This window comes from Kitasatospora sp. NPDC097605 (assembly GCF_040302725.1).
GTDB lineage: Bacteria > Actinomycetota > Actinomycetes > Streptomycetales > Streptomycetaceae > Kitasatospora.
This window is the reverse complement of sequence record NZ_JBEOSF010000010.1, coordinates 63,167-78,594: the sequence shown is the minus strand read 5'-3', so window position 1 is coordinate 78,594 and position 15,428 is coordinate 63,167. Positions and strand designations below refer to the sequence as shown.

The following is a 15,428-nucleotide window of genomic DNA, read 5'->3' as shown; positions in this document are numbered from 1 at the left end:
GCGGCTCAGGACGCCGTCGGTTCGTTGTGGGAGCGGGCGGCCCGGCGGCCGAGGGCGGTGAGCCGGTCGACCGGGCCGCCGCGCCGGTGGCGGGCCGCCGCCCGGACGCCCGGCACCCCGTGCTCGGGGGCGGACCCGGTGGGCGGCAGCAGCCGTGCGGTGAGGGTGAGCAGCCGGCCGGTGGTGGCCGGCGCGATTCCGTGGGCGCGCGCGGCGGCCTTGGCGAGCGGGGTGAGCACCAGCTCCCGGCGGCCGGTCTCGACCGCCCGGACGATCCGGCGCGCCGCCCGCCGCGCGTCCATCGACAGCAGCGGCAGCGAGGCGGCGGTGGCGAACCAGGCGAACTCGTGTCCGGCCTGCCCGGCGAACTCGGCGGCGGTCTGCGAACCGGTGCGCATCAGCCCCGGGACGACGGTGGTGACCCGGATCCCGTACGGCGCCAGCTCCGCCGCCAGCCCCTCGGAGAGGCCGGTCACCGCGAACTTGGCGGTGACGTACGGCAGCAGGTGCGGCGCCGGGACCTTGCCGCCGATCGAGCCGATGGTGACGATCGAGCCCGCGCCGCGCGCCCGCATCGCGGGCAGCACCGCGTGGACCAGCCGCAGCGGCGCCATCACCATCAGCTCGTGCGCCCGCCGGAAGTCCTGTTCCTGCATGGCGGTGAGCGGGCCGACCTGGATCAGGCCGGCGTTGTTGACCAGCAGGTCCACCTCGGCGCCGAAGTGCTCCCGCACGGCGGCGAGCAGCCGGGCCGGGGTGTCGGCGGCGGTCAGGTCACCCGCCGTGGCGGCCACCTCGCCGGGGCGGCCGCGCAGCCGCCGGACGGCCCGCTCCAGGGCGAGCTCGTCGCGGCCGGTGAGCATCACCCGGCAGCCGCGGTCGGCGAGCTCGCCCGCGATCAGCAGGCCGAGTCCGCGCGAGGAACCGGTCACCAGGGCCGTGCGTCCGGCCAGTTCGCTTCTGCCACGCATCGGCCGTGCCCTCCTTCGGTCGGGGACCTCCCGTCGCCCGGCGTCTGTCCGAGGGCGCCACGGCCAAACCCGCCGCGGTGGAGAGCGGGCCCGGGACCGCTTGTGGCGTCCCTGACGGTCCCGGCCGGGTGGTCCGCCGTCGACCTGGCCCGGGGCGCGGCGGCCGCCGCCTGACCGCACCCGGCCGGACCCCGTCGGCGCGCCTTCGGCGGGGTCCGGCCGGGTGCGGGGGAGGAGGCCTCGGTCAGACCGCCGGAGCGGGGACGGCCGTACGGTCCCCGCCGGGGCGGCGGGGGAGAGGACCCGCCGTGCCCGGGGCGCCGGAGACCAGGGCGAACCCGGTCCCCAGCACGACCCGCAGACCGAGCGAGGCGAGCCGGACGTCCCACAGCAGTGCGGCCGGGAAGCCGTCCGGGATCGCGTCGTCGTCGGACGGCAGGACGAGGGCGAGCACGGCCATCACCGCGACGTAACCGGGGCCGGCCGCGACGACGGCGTTCCAGGTGCCCAGGCGCGGAGCCAGGCGCATGCCGAGGACCGCCGCGGCGACGCCGAGCAGCACGCTGAGCGCGATCGTCAGGAAGAACAGCGCGGTGCGCTGCCCGATGGTGTCCGGATCGCCGACCGCCGGCGGCATCGCCGGGTACGTGAGGAACGGCACGTCCGGTCGGCGGCCGGCTGGAGGGAACGGCGGCCGCGCTGGGCGGCCGTGCCCGGTGGTCGCCGAGCCGGACGTGGTCCGGGCCGCCGCGGTGTCCGCCCTCGGCGTCCCGGACCAAGGCCTTCCGGCAGTTCGACGTGCCCCCGCCGGCCGCCGTCGAACGGACCGGGCGGGCGGAGCGCTGGAGGCTGCCCCGCGGCGGGCGGCGAACGGCTCGGCGGCGACCGGGCTCAGCCGGCGCAGAGCAGCCGGGGGCGGTCCTCGACGAGGTAGCGGGAGCGGACGGCGGCGACGATCTCGGCGCTCGCGGTGCCGCTGCCGTACGGCGAGGGCCGCCCGGCGAGCGAGCCGACGGCGTCCGGGTCGGCGAGCACCTCGCGCAGCGCGAGGTCGAGCTGGGCGCCGGGCCGCACCAGCCGGGCGAAGCCGGCCCGGACCGCCTCGGGCCGTTCGGTGGAGTTGCGCACCACGATCAGCGGCCGCTTGAGCACCGTGCACTCCTCCTGGACCCCGCCGGAGTCCGAGACCAGCAGCCGGCAGCCGGCGGCCAGGGCGAGGAAGGTGCGGTGGTCCACCGGGGGCACCGGACGCAGCCCGGCGAGCGCGCCGGAGAGGCCGAACCGTTCGATCGCCGCCCGGGTGCGCGGGTGCAGCGGCAGCACCACCGGCAGCTCCACGGCGGCGAGTTGGGCGAGGATCCGGCCGAGCCGGGCGGGGTCGTCGGTGTTCTCGGGGCGGTGCAGGGTGGCCAGCAGATAGCGGTCGGGGCGCAGCCCGTACCCGTCCAGCACCGCGCGGGCCTCGGCCGGTCCGGGCAGTGACTCCAGGGTGGCCTCGACGACGGTGTTGCCGGTGACCACCACCTGGTCCGCCTCGATCCCCTCGCGCAGCAGATGGGCGGCGGCGGTCGCGGTCGGGGCGCAGTGCAGGTCGGCGAGCGGGGCGATCAGCCGGCGGTTGGCCTCCTCGGGCATGTCGGGGTCGAAGGAGCGCAGTCCGGCCTCGACATGGACGACGGGCACGCCCGCGCAGTGCGCGGCCAGCGCGCCGGCCGCGGCCGAGTTGGTGTCGCCCTGGACGACGACGGCGGCGGGCGGGTGCTGGGCGAAGTGGTCGCTGAGCGCGCTGACCATGCGGCCGATCTGACGGCCCCGGGCCTCGCCGGCCACCCCGCTGAGCGTGATGTGCGGGTCGGGGAGCGCGTACTGCCGGAAGAACGCGGTGGTGAGGCCGGGATCCCAGTGCTGACCGGTCCAGACGATGCGGGCGGAGTCCTCCAGGAGTCGCACCACACCGGCGAGTTTGACGATTTCCGGTCGGGTTCCGAGGACCACGGCTATGTCGGCGGAGGGCATTCGGGCTCCCTTGACGGTGCATCCGATCGAAACGATCGAGGTGTTCGGACTACGTGTCACAACATGGCCGTCGACCGCGAGCGGCGGCAACTGATGGTGATCAATGTCCCCCGAATGGCGGTACGGCCGGCCGGCGCGCCACGCCGTTGACATGCCGACGCCACGCCGAACAGGTCAGGCGGGGTCGGCATCGTCTGAATACGGACCATCAAACATCGGATTTTCCGACCATGATGTGCCAGCAGCACGGGAGTTCGAACCGTGGCGGGGTCGCGTAACGTTCGTCCCCGCCCGGGTGGTTCCGACGTGCCCGGCGGCCGCCCCCTGCCATCGGCGGGCCGCTCCGGCGCCGCGCACGCCTTTCCACAGCGCGGTATCCCCCCCTCGCAACACCCCCTTCATCGACCCGTTTTCCGACGAGAGGAATTCCCCATGTACGGACCTGTGGCCGGCGGACTGCCGCCGGCAGCCGGTGGCGGCGCCCTGGCCGCGACCGGATCGGTGGGCATAGGTGTCACGGCGACGGCCGCGGTGGCCCTGGTCCTGCTGGGCCTCGGCCTGCTGCGGCGCAGCCGGCTGCGCCGCGGCGAGGGCCCGGGCGAGGACTGAGCCGCGCCATGACGGAATCCCTGTCGCACCCGCTCGCCCCCCGCCGGCCCGCCCCGGCCCGGGCCGGGCGCTCCCCGGTCGGGGTGCTGTGCGGCGCCGTGCTGCTCGGCGTGTGCGGCTCGCTGGTGGCCGGCGAACGCGCCTACCGCACCCAGGAGAGCCGCGGCACGGCGTGGCTGGTCGAGCACCTCCTGGGGATGCGCACCCTGCTGCTCGAAGGGCCGACCGCCCCCGTCCTGTACGCCGGCGACCACACCGGCCTGGACCGGGGCGTCGCCCTGACCACGGGGTGCAGCAGCGCGCTGCTGATCGCCCCGCTCGCCCTGGTGACGGCGCTGCTGCTGCTCTTCGGCAACCGCCGCCCCGGCCGCGTCCTGCTGGCCTTCGCCGTCGCCGCCGCCCTGGTCGTGGCCACCAACCTCGCCCGGCTCACCCTCGTCCTGGTGATGCAACACCGGTACGGGGCGGAGGGGTTCGGCTGGACGCACGTCCTGTTCGGCTCGGTGCTGATGATGACCGCCGCCCTGGCCGCGGCGCTGCTCTTCCTGCGGCTGCTGCCCCGCAGCGGCACCGCCGCGCCCGCGCCCGCCGGCCCGAGCGGGGAGGAGACGCCGTGACCCTGCTGGACACCTCCGTATCGCTCTCCTTCGTGCTGGGCGTGGGCTTCCTCGCCTACGTCGTGGTGATCGTGCGCGGCTTCCTGCGGGACCGCCCGGCGCCGTCCGGAGATCCGGACGGCTTCGGCTGGCACTTCCTGATCCCCTGCCGGGACGAGGAGGCGGTGATCGCCACCACCCTGGACTACCTCGCCGAGCACTTCGCGGGCGCCACCGTCTGGGTCGTCGACGACGCCTCCGAGGACCGCACGGCCGAACTCGTCCGCACCTGGCCCGCCACCTCCGAGCGCCTCACCGTGCACCTGGTGTCCCGGCGGCCGCCCGAGGCGCGGACCGGCAAGGGCGACGCGCTGAACGCGGGCTACCGGGCGCTGGAGGCCGCGCTGCCCGCCGGCACCGACCCCGCGCGGGTGGTGGTCTGCGTGCTCGACGCCGACGGCCGCCCCTCGCCCGGCGCGCTCGCCGTGTGCGCCGGACCGGCCCTCTTCGGCGACCCCGGCATCGGCGCCGTCCAGGTCGAGGTCCGGATGTCCAACCGCGACGTCGCCACGCCGCTGCCCGGCCGCGGCGCGTTCGCCAACAAGCGGGCCCGGCTGCTCGCCCGCCTCCAGGACATCGAGTTCCGCGGGCCGATATCCGCGATGCAGATCACCCGGCGCCGCACCGGCACCGTCAACGTCGGCGGCAACGGCCAGTTCACCCGGCTCTCCGCGCTGCGCGCGGTGGACCGCGGCGGCGGGCGGCCGTGGGGCAAGGCGCTGCTGGAGGACTACGAGCTGGGCCTGCGGCTGATGCTGGCCGGCTGGCGCAACGGCTACACCACCGACGCCTGGGTCGACCAGGAGGCGCTGTGGAGCGTGCGGCAGCTGATCACCCAGCGGGTGCGCTGGGCGCAGGGCTCCATGCAGTGCACCCGCTACCTCCGGGAGATCTGGGGCTCACGGGCGTTCGGCACGGCCGGCTTCCTGGAAGTGCTGTACTTCATGAGCCAGCCGTGGCTGCAACTCGTCGGCCTGGTGGTGTACACCGTGCCGATCGCCGCCTTCGGCTACAACCTCGTGCTCTACCCGGAGTTCGTGCTCGCCTTCCTGCGGCAGGGCGGCGCGCTGCTCCTGGCGCTCTACCTGCTGCTGGGCGTCGGCGAGTTCGCCGTCTGGGGGCCGCTGTACCGGCGGCGCTGCGAGCCGGGTGTGGGGCGCCGGGCCGCGCTCGGGTACGGGCTCGCGCTGGCCCTGTACGCCGCCACGACCTACCTGGTCGCCGTCCGCGCGGCCTGGCGGGTGCTGTGCCGGCGCAACTCCTGGCACAAGACGGCCCGGGTCGCCGCCGCACCCGCACCCGCACCCGCCCCGGCCCCGGCCGTCGTCGGAGAGCCGGCGGCATGAACGCCCGCCGACCCGCCCGTCGCTCCGCCCGCGGCCCACCCGGCGGCCAGACCCGGTCCTGCCTGCCGGACCGTCCCCGTCCGTCCCCGACCGATCCCGATGTCAGTCCCTTTCCCGTCCCACGAAAGGCACCACCACCATGACCTCTCGTCGTACCCGCACCCGCCTGCTCGCCGGTGCCGCGCTGACCGCCACCCTGGTCTGCACCGCCTCGCCGGCCTGGGCCGCGCTCGCCGCCCCCGAGGCCAAGGCCTACGTGGTGGCCGCGGACGCCGTCGGCAGCCTGGTCGCCGTCTCCCCGATGCCCTCCTCCACCTACCCCTCGGGCGGCACCAACACCCTGGTCGGCGTCCACCTCGGGCCGTTCGCCACCGACTCGGTGCTCACCGCCACCACCTCCGGCGACCCGCAGGCCGGCACCTCGGGGGCCTCCGCCACGGTCGACTCGCTCGGCGTCGACCTGACCCTCGCCACCGTCTCGCTGACGGGAATCAACTCGACCTGCAGCGCCACCCCGGCCGGAGCCACCGGCTCCGGCGTCATCGCGGGCGGCAGCGTCAAGCTCCCGCTGCTCCCGGCGATCACCCTGCAGGCCGGCGCGGCCCCGAACACGCAGGTCAACGTGCCCGGGGTCGCCACCGTCATCCTCAACGAGCAGGTCACCGACGCCAACGGCGTGCTGACCGTCAACGCCGTCCGGATCGCCCTGCTGCCGATCCTCAACGGCGCCAACCTGACCATCGGCCACGCCGAGTGCGGCGGCGCCGCGCCCGCCGAGGCCGTGTCGATGGTCGACCCGCAGGTCGCCGCCGTCGGTGGAGCGGCGGCCCTGGCCACCGCCGCCGGGGTCTTCCTGCTGCGCCGCCGCAACAGCACCGTCTGATCCCCCCGGGGCGCCCCGGCCCGGGGCGCCCCGGCGATGTCCGCACCCCTCCGTCCGGCCGGCCGGAGGTCGTACCAGTACGACGGCGGCACCGGCACCGGCGCTATCCGGCGGCCGGGGCGAGCCGGACCGGCAGGGACCGCAGGGCGTTCACGATGAACGACTCCTGCGGGAGCAACTCCTCCTTCCGCACCGCGAGTTCGATCGCGGGGAAGGCGTCGAACAGCGCGCTGACCGCCTCCTCGGCCTCCATCACGCCGAGCACCGCGCCCAGGCAGTAGTGCCGGCCGTGGCCGAAGGCCAGATGGGCCTTGTCGGGCCGGGTCAGGTCGAACTCCTCCGGCCGGTCGGGGTGCAGCCCCGGGTCGCGCCCGGCCGCGCCGAAGGCGAAGAGGACCGGCTCGCCGGCGCGGATCAGCACCCCCTCGCCGAGGTCGATGTCCTCGGCGGCGAAGTACATCGGCAGGTGCATCACCGGCGGCTCCAGGCGCAGCGACTCCTCGATGGCGTCGCGCCAGGTCGCCTCGCCGGAGCGGATCAGTGCCAGCTGCCCGGGGTGCGACAGCAGCAGCGCCACGGTGTGGTCGATCAGGTTGACGGCGGTCTCCGACCCGGCGCCGATCATCAGGATCAGCGTGGAGATCAGCTCCTGCTCGCTGAGCCGGGACCCCTGGGCGTCGCGGGTGGCGATCAGTTCGCTGGTCATGTCGTCGCCCGGCTCCGCCCGCTTGGTGGCGGCCAGCCGTGCCATCGCGGCGAACAGGTCGTCGAGGACGGCCTTGGCGTGCTCCGGCGTGGCGTCGGTCGCCAGGACGCCGTCCACCACCCGCCGCACCTCCGCCCGCTGCTCCTCGGGGACACCGAACAGGTCGCAGATCAGCGTGGTCGGCAGCGGGTAGGAGAGCCGGCCGTGCAGGTCGACGGTCTCACCGGGCGCGGCCCCGCGCAGCGCGTCGATCAGGGCGGCGGCGATCGCCCGCACCCGGGGCCGCAGCGACTCCACCCGCCGGGGGCCGAACGAGGGAGCGGTCAGCGTGCGCAGCCGGTGGTGGTCCGCGCCGTCGCTGGTGAACATCGACTCCACCGCGACCCAGCTGGCCAGCGGCCAGTCCGGGCCGACCCGGCCCTCGATCCAGTCGGGCCAGTGGTGGCGGGCGTTCTTGGCCATCCGGGGGTCGGTGAGCAGCCGCTTGGCGACGTCGGCGCGGGTCACCGACCAGGCCTGGACGCGGCCGGGGAGTTCGACCCGGACGGCCGGGCCGTGGGTGCGCAGATGGGCGGCCTCGGTGTGCAGGTCGGTGCCGAGGGTGTCGAGGACGTGGGTGTAGGGGCAGCGGGGTTCCATGGGCCCTCCTGGAGGGGGAGCGGCGGTCGGAAACGGTCGGCCGCCTGTGACCGTACGACCGCCGGGCGGGTCACGAAAGGGCGCCCACCGCCGGTTCCGCACGCCCGGGGGCGGCGCCCCTGAGCGCGTACCCGGCCCCCGGGGCCGCAGCGAGCGGCCGTACTCCCTTATGACAACAGCATTGACGTGTCTCGGCACCCCCGGTTTCATGGCTCGCACTTCCCCCACACCCCCACCAGCAAGGCGGTGATCCCTTGGCATCCACGGCGAAGGCCACGGGCAGCGGTCCGAGAACGGACGCGAGCGTCTCCCACGCCCCCATGCGCCGCTCCCTCGGCCTCCTCGACGGGGCGGCGATCGCCGCCTCCAGTACCGCCGCGACCAGCAGTATCGGCATCGGCCTCGGCCTGATGGCCGGGGTCGTCGGCCTGCACCTGCCCGCGATCATGCTGCTGGCCTTCCTCCCGGTGATCGCCATCGCGGGCGGCTACGGGCGGCTGAACGCCGCGGAGCCGGACGCCGGCAGCAGCTACCGCTGGGTGGGCCGCACGCTCAACCCCTGGCTCGGCTTCCTCACCGGCTGGGTGAACACCGTCGGCACCGTGGTGTTCATGGCCTACACGACGACCGTCACCGGCTCGTCGATCGTCCAACTCCTCGACCTGGCCGGGCTGCGCAGCGTCGCGGGCCTGCGGCTGGACGCGGACTCCACCGTCCAGTGCACCCTGATCGGCCTGGCCGTCCTGGTCGGCGCCGCACTGGTCGCGGTGCGCGGACTCGACCTGGCGGCGCGACTGCAGAAGGCGCTGCTGGTCTTCGAGTACGTGGTGCTGCTCGGCTTCTGCGGCTACGGGCTGTTCGCCGGGGACCAGCCGTTCTCGCTCCAGTGGTACAACCCCTTCGACATTCCCTCGTTCGAGGCGCTGGCGCAGGGCATGGTGCTCGCGGTGTTCTGCTACTGGGGCTTCGAGTCGGTGTTCAGCGTGGGCGAGGAGGTCCGCGACCCGCGGGACGCCTCCCGGGCCGGCACGCTCGCCCTGCTGGTGATGCTGGCGTTGTTCCTGCTGGCCGGCACGGCCTTCCAACGGGTGCTCCCGCTGGACGAGTTGGCGGACAACGGGGCGCACGGCCTCGCCTACTTCGGGGCCAGGCTGGCCGACCAGCCGCTGGCCGCCCTGCCGCTGATCGCGCTGATGTTCTCCGCGGTGGCCTCGCTGCAGTCCTCGGTGATCCCGACCGCCCGCGGCCTGTTCGCGATGGGGCGCGACGGCGTGCTCGGCCCGGTCTGGACCCGGCTGCACCCCCGCCACTCGACGCCCGCCGCGGGAACCCTCCTCATCACCGGGATCGCCGTCGCCCTGGCCCTGTGCGCGATCGCCATCCCCACCGTCAACGATCTCATCTCCGCCGCCGTCAACGCGATCGGCATCGTCGTCGCGCTCTACTACGCGCTCACCGCCGTCGCCGCCGCCGTCCGCTTCCGCCACCTGCTGCGCACCAGCGTGCTGGAGGGCCTGCGCGCGGTCGTCGGCCCGCTGCTGGGCGCAGCGGCGCTGCTCGCCGTCGGCGGCTACCTCGCCTGGACCTTCTACGACTCCACCGACCACTTCGAACTCGCCGCAGACAACGGCTGGTTCGAGCTGTCCGTGGTGATCGTGATGATCGTCAGCGGACTGCCGGCGGCGGCCTGGGCCCGCTGGCGGCGCCGCTCGCCGTACTTCCTCCGCGACGCCCGCTGACCCGGGCACCGCACCACCCGCACCACCCCGCACGACCCGAGAACGGAGCACCACCCATGACCAAGGCCGATCTGGTCTTCACCCGCGGCCCCGTGCACACCGGCGACGCCGCCCGCACCCGGGCGAGCGCCCTGGCCGTGACCGGCGGACGGATCACCGCCGTCGGCCACGACGAGGTCCGCGACCTGATCGGTCCGGGTACCGACGTCGTGGACCTTGCCGGGAAGCTGCTGCTGCCGGGCTTCCAGGACGCGCACATCCACGCGGTGGGCGGCGGCGCCGAGCTGGCCGGCTGCGACCTCACCGGCACGGTCGGTGTCGCCGACTACCTGGAGCGGATCCGCGCCTACGCCCGGGCCAACCCGGAACAGGAGTGGATCACCGGCAGCGGCTGGTCGATGGAGAGCTTCGACGGCGGGCTGCCGACCCGGCAGCTGCTCGACAGCGCCGTCCCGGACCGTCCGGTCTACCTGACCAACCGTGACCACCACGGCGCCTGGGCCAACACCCGGGCCCTGGAACTCGCCGGGATCGACCGCCACACCCCCGACCCGGTCGACGGACGGATCGAGCGCGAGCCCGACGGCGCCCCGAGCGGCATGCTCCAGGAGGGCGCCACCGCCCTGGTCGCCCGGCTGCTGCCGCCGGTCACCGCCGCTGACCGCCTCGACGGGCTGCTGCGCGCGCAGCGACTGCTCCACTCCCTCGGTATCACCGGCTGGCAGGACGCCCTGCTCGGCGAGTTCAACGGCATGTCCGACCCGTCCGACGCCTACCTGGCCGCCGCCCGCTCCGGCGCGCTGACCGCCCGGGTGACCGGCGCGCTCTGGTGGCAGCGCGACCGGGGCGCCGAGCAGATCCCCGAACTCGTCGAGCGGCGCGCCGCGTTGGCGCACGGCAGGTTCCGGGCCGGCTCGGTGAAGATCATGCAGGACGGCATCGCGGAGAACTTCACCGCCGCCATGACCAGCCCCTACCTCGACGGCTGCGGCTGCGCCACCGCCAACTCCGGCCTCAGCTTCGTCGACCCGATCGCCCTGCGGGGCCACGTCACCGAACTCGACGCGCTGGGCTTCCAGGTGCACTTCCACGCGCTGGGCGACCGGGCGGTGCGCGAGGCGCTGGACGCCGTCGAGGCCGCCCGCGCCGCCAACGGCCGGCGCGACACCCGCCACCACCTCGCCCACCTCCAGGTGGTCCACCCGGACGACCTGCCGCGCTTCGCCAGGCTCGGCGCGATCGCCAACATCCAGCCGCTCTGGGCGGCCCACGAACCGCAGATGGACGAGCTGACCATCCCGTTCCTCGGCCCCGAGCGGGCCGCCCGGCAGTACCCGTTCGGAGCGCTCCAGCGGGCGGGCGCCACCCTCGCGGCGGGCAGCGACTGGCCGGTGAGCAGCCCGGACCCGCTGGCCGGGCTGCACGTGGCGGTCAACCGCCGGGAGCCGGACGCGGTCGACGAGCGGGTGTTCCTGCCCGAGCAGCGGCTCGACCTGGCCTCCGCGATCGCCGCCTACACGGCCGGCTCCGCGCACGTGAACGGCCACGACGACGCCGGCACCCTCGCCGCCGGCAACCTCGCCGACCTCGTCGTCCTCGACCGCGACATCCTCACCGGCCCGCCCGAGGAGATCGCCGCCGCCCGGGTGCTGCGGACCTACGTCGGCGGTGAACTCGTCCACAGGGCCGACTGATCCGAGGCCGGCAGCCGGGCCGGCCGGCCGGCGGCGGCGCTCAGCGCGTCGCCGCCAGCCGGGCCTCGGCGGCGTCCAGCAGCAGCTCCAGCGCGAACGGGTAGCCGCTGCGCCGCATGTCGGCGGCGAGCAGGTGCGCGGTGGCGGCGATGTGCGGATTGGCCGCGGCGTCGAGCCGGCCGTACGCGGCGTGCCAGACCCGCAGGTCCGCCGACTGCGCGGCGGCCGGCAGTGCGAGCGCGGCGGCGTCCAGCACGGCGAAGCCGAGGCTCTGGTCGACGAACGCGTGGTAGATCCGCACGGCCTCCGGGTCGGGGAAGCCCGCGTCGCGCAGCACGCCGAGGATGGCCTCGACGGCGGCGATCTCATGGGCGCGCCCGGTGGTGCGGTGGGCGGCGAGCAGCGCGGCCTGCGGGTGGGCCCGGTAGCTCGCATGGATCCGCAGACCGATCTCCCGCAGGTCGGCCCGCCAGTCGCCGGTGGCCCGCCAGCCGTGCTGGGCGCGGGCGATCAGCTCCTCGGCGACGGCGAGCAGCAGATCGTCCGCGCTGTGGAAGTACCGGTAGACCGCGCTGGGGTCGGCGCCGAGCGCGGTGCCGAGCCTGCGCACGGTGAGCGCCTCCGCGCCGTGCTGCCCGACCAGCCGCAGCGCCGTGTCGACGATCAGTTCGTGGGAGAGCACCACCCCCTGCTTGGTGGGCCGCCGGCGGCGTCGCTGGGGTTCGGGCACTACGCGTTCGCTCACCCGGGAAGGCTACGTCAACGCCCTTGACGTAGCACAGGGGCTGTCGGCGGAAATCCGTGACGGGGCCGCCGTTCTGCGTCTAGGCTGGCGGTGCAGCTGGTTCGCCCTGTCCTCCAGGCAGGCGCGTCGTAAGAGGGAACCCGGTGACGCCTTTCAATCGGCCAGTCCGGGACTGCCCCGCAGCGGTGAGCGGGAACGACCGCCGTCATACGCACTGGGCCCGGTCGGGTCTGGGAAGCGACGGCCAGTAGGTGTCCGCCCTTCACAGGGTGGGCGTGCCCGCGAGTCCGAAGACCTGCCCGCTGTCCGCGCGCGACCGATCGCACGCGGCTTCCGGTGACCTCGTGGGCGGGTCGGCGTGCAGACCTGGCGGAGCCGTACGGGCGTCCGTCCGGTCCGTCCTCCCTTCGCGTCCTCGTCCCGTCACCGGGCACTTGAGGAGCAAGACTCGCGAAGGAGAGTCCCTTGACAGCGACGTCCGCAGCCGCGGCCACCCTGGCCACCGTCCACGGCTACCCCCGGCAGGGCCGGGACCGGGAACTCAAGAAGGCCGTCGAGGGCTACTGGAAGGGCACGGTCACGGCCGAGGCGCTGCTCACCACGGCCGCCGGACTGCGCCGGGAGAACTGGCGCCGGCTCGCCGAGGCCGGTGTCCGTGAGGTCCCCACCGGCGATTTCTCGCTCTACGACCACGTGCTCGACACCACCGTCGCCGTCGGCGCGGTCCCCGCCCGGCACCGGGCCGCCGTCGACGCCGACCCGCTGGACGGCTACTTCGCCATGGCGCGCGGCACCCAGGACGCCGCGCCGCTGGAGATGACCAAGTGGTTCGACACCAACTACCACTACCTCGTCCCGGAGTTGGGCCCCGGCACCGCCTTCACCGCGAACTCCGGCAAGGCCGTCGGTGAACTGACCGAGGCCCTCGCCGCCGGCCACGCGGCCCGCCCGGTGCTGGTCGGCCCGGTCACCTACCTGCTGCTGGCCAAGCCCGCGCCCGGGGCGGCGGAGGACTTCCAGCCGCTCACCCTGCTGGACCGGCTGCTGCCGGTCTACGCCGAACTCCTCGCCGACCTGCGCGCGGCCGGCGCCGAGTGGGTGCAGCTCGACGAGCCCGCCCTCGTCCAGGACCGCACCCCGGCCGGACTGAACGCCGCCGCCCGCGCCTACCGGGACCTCGGCGCCCTCACCGACCGGCCGAAGCTGCTGGTGGCGAGCTACTTCGACCGCCTCGGCGAGGCGCTTCCGGTGCTGGCGAAGGCTCCCGTGGAGGGCTTGGCGCTGGACTTCACCGGACCGGCCGCCGCCAACCTGGACGACCTCGCCGCCGCCGGCGGACTGCCCGGCAAGCGCCTGGTCGCCGGCGTCGTCGACGGCCGCAACATCTGGATCAACAACCTGGAGCGGTCGCTGGCGACCCTGGCCACCCTGCTCGGCCTGGCCGGCCGGGTGGACGTGGCGCCGTCCTGCTCCCTGCTGCACGTGCCGATCGACGTCACCGCCGAACGCGACCTCGACCCGCAGATCGCCCGCTGGCTCGCCTTCGCCCGTCAGAAGGCCGAGGAGGCCGCCCTGCTCGCCCGCGGCCTGCGCGAGGGCACCGCCGCGATCGCGGGCGAACTCGCCGCCAACCGCGCCGACCTGGCCTCCCGCGCCACCTCCCCGATCACCCGCGACCCCGCCGTGCGCGCCCGCACCGCCGCCGTCACCGCCGACGACGCCCGCCGCACCCAGCCCTACCCCGAGCGCGCCCGCGCCCAGCGCGCCCGCCTCGGCCTGCCGCTGCTCCCCACCACCACGATCGGCTCCTTCCCGCAGACCACCGAACTGCGGACCGCCCGCGCCGACCTGGGCGCGGGCCGGATCGACGCCGCCGCCTACCGCGAGCGCATGGAGGCCGAGGTGCGCGAGGTGATCGCGTACCAGGAGAAGGCCGGACTCGACGTCCTGGTGCACGGCGAGCCCGAACGCAACGACATGGTCCAGTACTTCGCCGAACAGCTCACCGGCTACCTCGCCACCCGGCACGGCTGGGTGCAGTCCTACGGCACCCGCTACGTCCGCCCGCCGGTCCTCGCCGGCGACATCTCCCGCCCCCGCCCGATGACCGTCGACTGGTTCCGCTACGCCCAGAGCCTCACCGACCGCCCGGTCAAGGGCATGCTCACCGGCCCCGTCACCATGCTCGCCTGGTCCTTCGTCCGCGACGACCAGCCACTCGCCGACACCGCCCGCCAGGTCGCCCTGGCCCTGCGCGACGAGGTCACCGACCTGGAGGCCGCCGGCGCCGCCGTCGTCCAGGTCGACGAACCCGCCCTGCGCGAGACCCTCCCACTGCGCGCCGCCGGCCGCCCCGGCTACCTGGCCTGGGCCACCGAGGCCTTCCGGCTCGCCACCTCCGGGGTGCGCGCCGACACCCAGATCCACACCCACATGTGCTACGCCGAGTTCGGCGCCATCATGACCGCCATCGACGAGCTCGACGCGGACGTCATCTCCCTGGAAGCCACCCGCTCGCACATGGAGGTCGCCGGCGAACTCGCCGCCGCCGGCTACCCGCGCGAGGTCGGCCCGGGCGTGTGGGACATCCACTCGCCGCGGGTCCCGAGCGCCGACGAGGCCGAGCGGCTGCTGCGCACCGGCCTGGCCGCGATCCCGGCCGAGCGGCTCTGGGTCAACCCCGACTGCGGCCTGAAGACCCGCGGCTGGACCGAGACCCGGGCCTCGCTGGAGAGCCTGGTCGCCGCCGCCCGCCGACTGCGAGGGGAACTCGCCGGCTGACGCTCCGGCGGCCCGTCCCCGGGGCGGCGGGCTCGCCGCCCCGGGAACGGTAGCCTGCCGGGATGGCGGTCCACGGATTCGGGGTGACGGAGTTCCAGCTGGTGCTGCTGCGGCGGATGGCGGACTTCCAGCCGGAGCTGGTCGAGGACGCGGTGCGGCGGCTGGGGATGACCCGGGCGGGCATGCGGGAGGCCAACAAGCGGTGGCAGGCGATGGTGCGCTCGCCGGGGTTCCCGTCCGGCGGGCGGCGCTACACCGCCGTGCTCGGCGCGCCCGAGGCGGAGGCGGCGCGGCGGATCGGTGACCTCGCCTGCACCGCGCGCCAGTGGGTGCTGCCGCTCTGGCCCGGGCTGCGCTTCGAGGTGCTCCTCGGCCCGGGCGGGGCGGAGCTGAACGCCTGGCTGGTGCGGGCGCCCGGCACCCCGCCGCCCGCGCCGCGGACCCTCGCCGAGCTGACGCCCTGGAGCTGCGTGGTGGCCGACGTCGGGACCGCCTTCCCGCCCGCCGTGCCACGCGAGGGCAGCGCGCCGACCAGGTTCCGGCTGGACTTCACCGCCCCGGACGCCGACGGCCGGCCCCGGGCCTGCACGGCGGACTTCACCTGGGGACTGCTCCAGGAGGTGCGCCCGGCCCAGGAGTGAGT

The 15,428-nt window shown here is 75.1% G+C and carries 13 protein-coding genes and 1 riboswitch; of the genes, 8 read left to right on the top strand and 5 right to left on the bottom strand.

Annotation, left to right across the window (positions count from 1 at the left end):
- Nucleotides 1-5: 5 nt before the first annotated feature.
- The 3 genes from ABTX81_RS14080 to wecB form a co-directional block, all read right to left on the bottom strand.
- Entirely contained in the window at nt 6-971 is a 966-nt protein-coding gene (locus ABTX81_RS14080) for an SDR family NAD(P)-dependent oxidoreductase (protein ID WP_350544309.1), read from the bottom strand.
- 244 nt (nt 972-1,215) lie between these two features.
- On the bottom strand, nt 1,216-1,632 hold the full coding sequence (locus ABTX81_RS14075; RefSeq protein WP_350544307.1) for a CbtA family protein: 417 nt from the start codon (nt 1,630-1,632) through the stop codon (nt 1,216-1,218).
- A gap of 230 nt (nt 1,633-1,862) precedes the next feature.
- The gene (wecB, locus tag ABTX81_RS14070) at nt 1,863-2,987 is read right to left on the bottom strand and encodes a non-hydrolyzing UDP-N-acetylglucosamine 2-epimerase (RefSeq protein WP_350544304.1); all 1,125 of its coding nucleotides are present in this window, start codon (nt 2,985-2,987) and stop codon (nt 1,863-1,865) included.
- Nucleotides 2,988-3,419: 432 nt separating this feature from the next.
- On the opposite strand from wecB, the gene ABTX81_RS14065 reads away from it, so the two are divergent.
- The 4 genes from ABTX81_RS14065 (at nt 3,420) to ABTX81_RS14050 (ending at nt 6,481) form a co-directional block, all read left to right on the top strand.
- Nucleotides 3,420-3,596 (top strand): hypothetical protein, encoded by a 177-nt coding sequence (locus tag ABTX81_RS14065; protein ID WP_350544302.1) that lies wholly within the window; start codon nt 3,420-3,422, stop codon nt 3,594-3,596.
- 8 nt (nt 3,597-3,604) lie between these two features.
- Nucleotides 3,605-4,213, top strand: coding sequence for an archaeosortase/exosortase family protein (locus ABTX81_RS14060; RefSeq protein WP_350544299.1), 609 nt, complete (start codon nt 3,605-3,607; stop codon nt 4,211-4,213).
- Entirely contained in the window at nt 4,210-5,598 is a 1,389-nt protein-coding gene (locus ABTX81_RS14055; RefSeq protein WP_350544297.1) for an XrtP-associated glycosyltransferase, read from the top strand. Before ABTX81_RS14060 ends, ABTX81_RS14055 begins: the two co-directional genes overlap by 4 nt.
- Nucleotides 5,599-5,737: 139 nt before the next feature.
- Nucleotides 5,738-6,481 (top strand): choice-of-anchor P family protein, encoded by a 744-nt coding sequence (locus tag ABTX81_RS14050; protein ID WP_350544295.1) that lies wholly within the window; start codon nt 5,738-5,740, stop codon nt 6,479-6,481.
- Nucleotides 6,482-6,584: 103 nt separating this feature from the next.
- Here ABTX81_RS14050 and ABTX81_RS14045 read toward each other — a convergent pair whose 3' ends face one another.
- Nucleotides 6,585-7,826 carry a cytochrome P450 family protein gene (locus ABTX81_RS14045; RefSeq protein WP_350544293.1) on the bottom strand — a complete coding sequence of 414 codons (1,242 nt, stop codon included), beginning with the start codon at nt 7,824-7,826 and terminating at the stop codon, nt 6,585-6,587.
- Between the two features lie 320 nt (nt 7,827-8,146).
- On the opposite strand from ABTX81_RS14045, the gene ABTX81_RS14040 reads away from it, so the two are divergent.
- Nucleotides 8,147-9,565, top strand: a complete 1,419-nt coding sequence (locus tag ABTX81_RS14040) for an APC family permease (RefSeq protein WP_350544291.1) — start codon at nt 8,147-8,149, stop codon at nt 9,563-9,565.
- Between the two features lie 56 nt (nt 9,566-9,621).
- Nucleotides 9,622-11,259, top strand: a complete 1,638-nt coding sequence (locus ABTX81_RS14035) for an amidohydrolase (RefSeq protein ID WP_350544289.1) — start codon at nt 9,622-9,624, stop codon at nt 11,257-11,259.
- 40 nt (nt 11,260-11,299) lie between these two features.
- Here ABTX81_RS14035 and ABTX81_RS14030 read toward each other — a convergent pair whose 3' ends face one another.
- Nucleotides 11,300-12,004: a TetR/AcrR family transcriptional regulator gene (locus tag ABTX81_RS14030; RefSeq protein ID WP_350544287.1), complete on the bottom strand. Its 705-nt coding sequence runs from the start codon at nt 12,002-12,004 to the stop codon at nt 11,300-11,302.
- An 80-nt stretch (nt 12,005-12,084) separates the two neighbouring features.
- Nucleotides 12,085-12,321, top strand: a riboswitch (cobalamin riboswitch).
- Between the two features lie 148 nt (nt 12,322-12,469).
- Between ABTX81_RS14030 and metE the strand changes: the two genes are divergently transcribed.
- Together metE and ABTX81_RS14020 are read left to right on the top strand one after the other, a co-directional pair.
- The gene (gene metE / locus ABTX81_RS14025; RefSeq protein WP_350544285.1) at nt 12,470-14,785 is read left to right on the top strand and encodes a 5-methyltetrahydropteroyltriglutamate--homocysteine S-methyltransferase; all 2,316 of its coding nucleotides are present in this window, start codon (nt 12,470-12,472) and stop codon (nt 14,783-14,785) included.
- A 62-nt stretch (nt 14,786-14,847) separates the two neighbouring features.
- Nucleotides 14,848-15,426, top strand: coding sequence for a hypothetical protein (locus tag ABTX81_RS14020; RefSeq protein ID WP_350544283.1), 579 nt, complete (start codon nt 14,848-14,850; stop codon nt 15,424-15,426).
- Nucleotides 15,427-15,428: the final 2 nt, after the last annotated feature.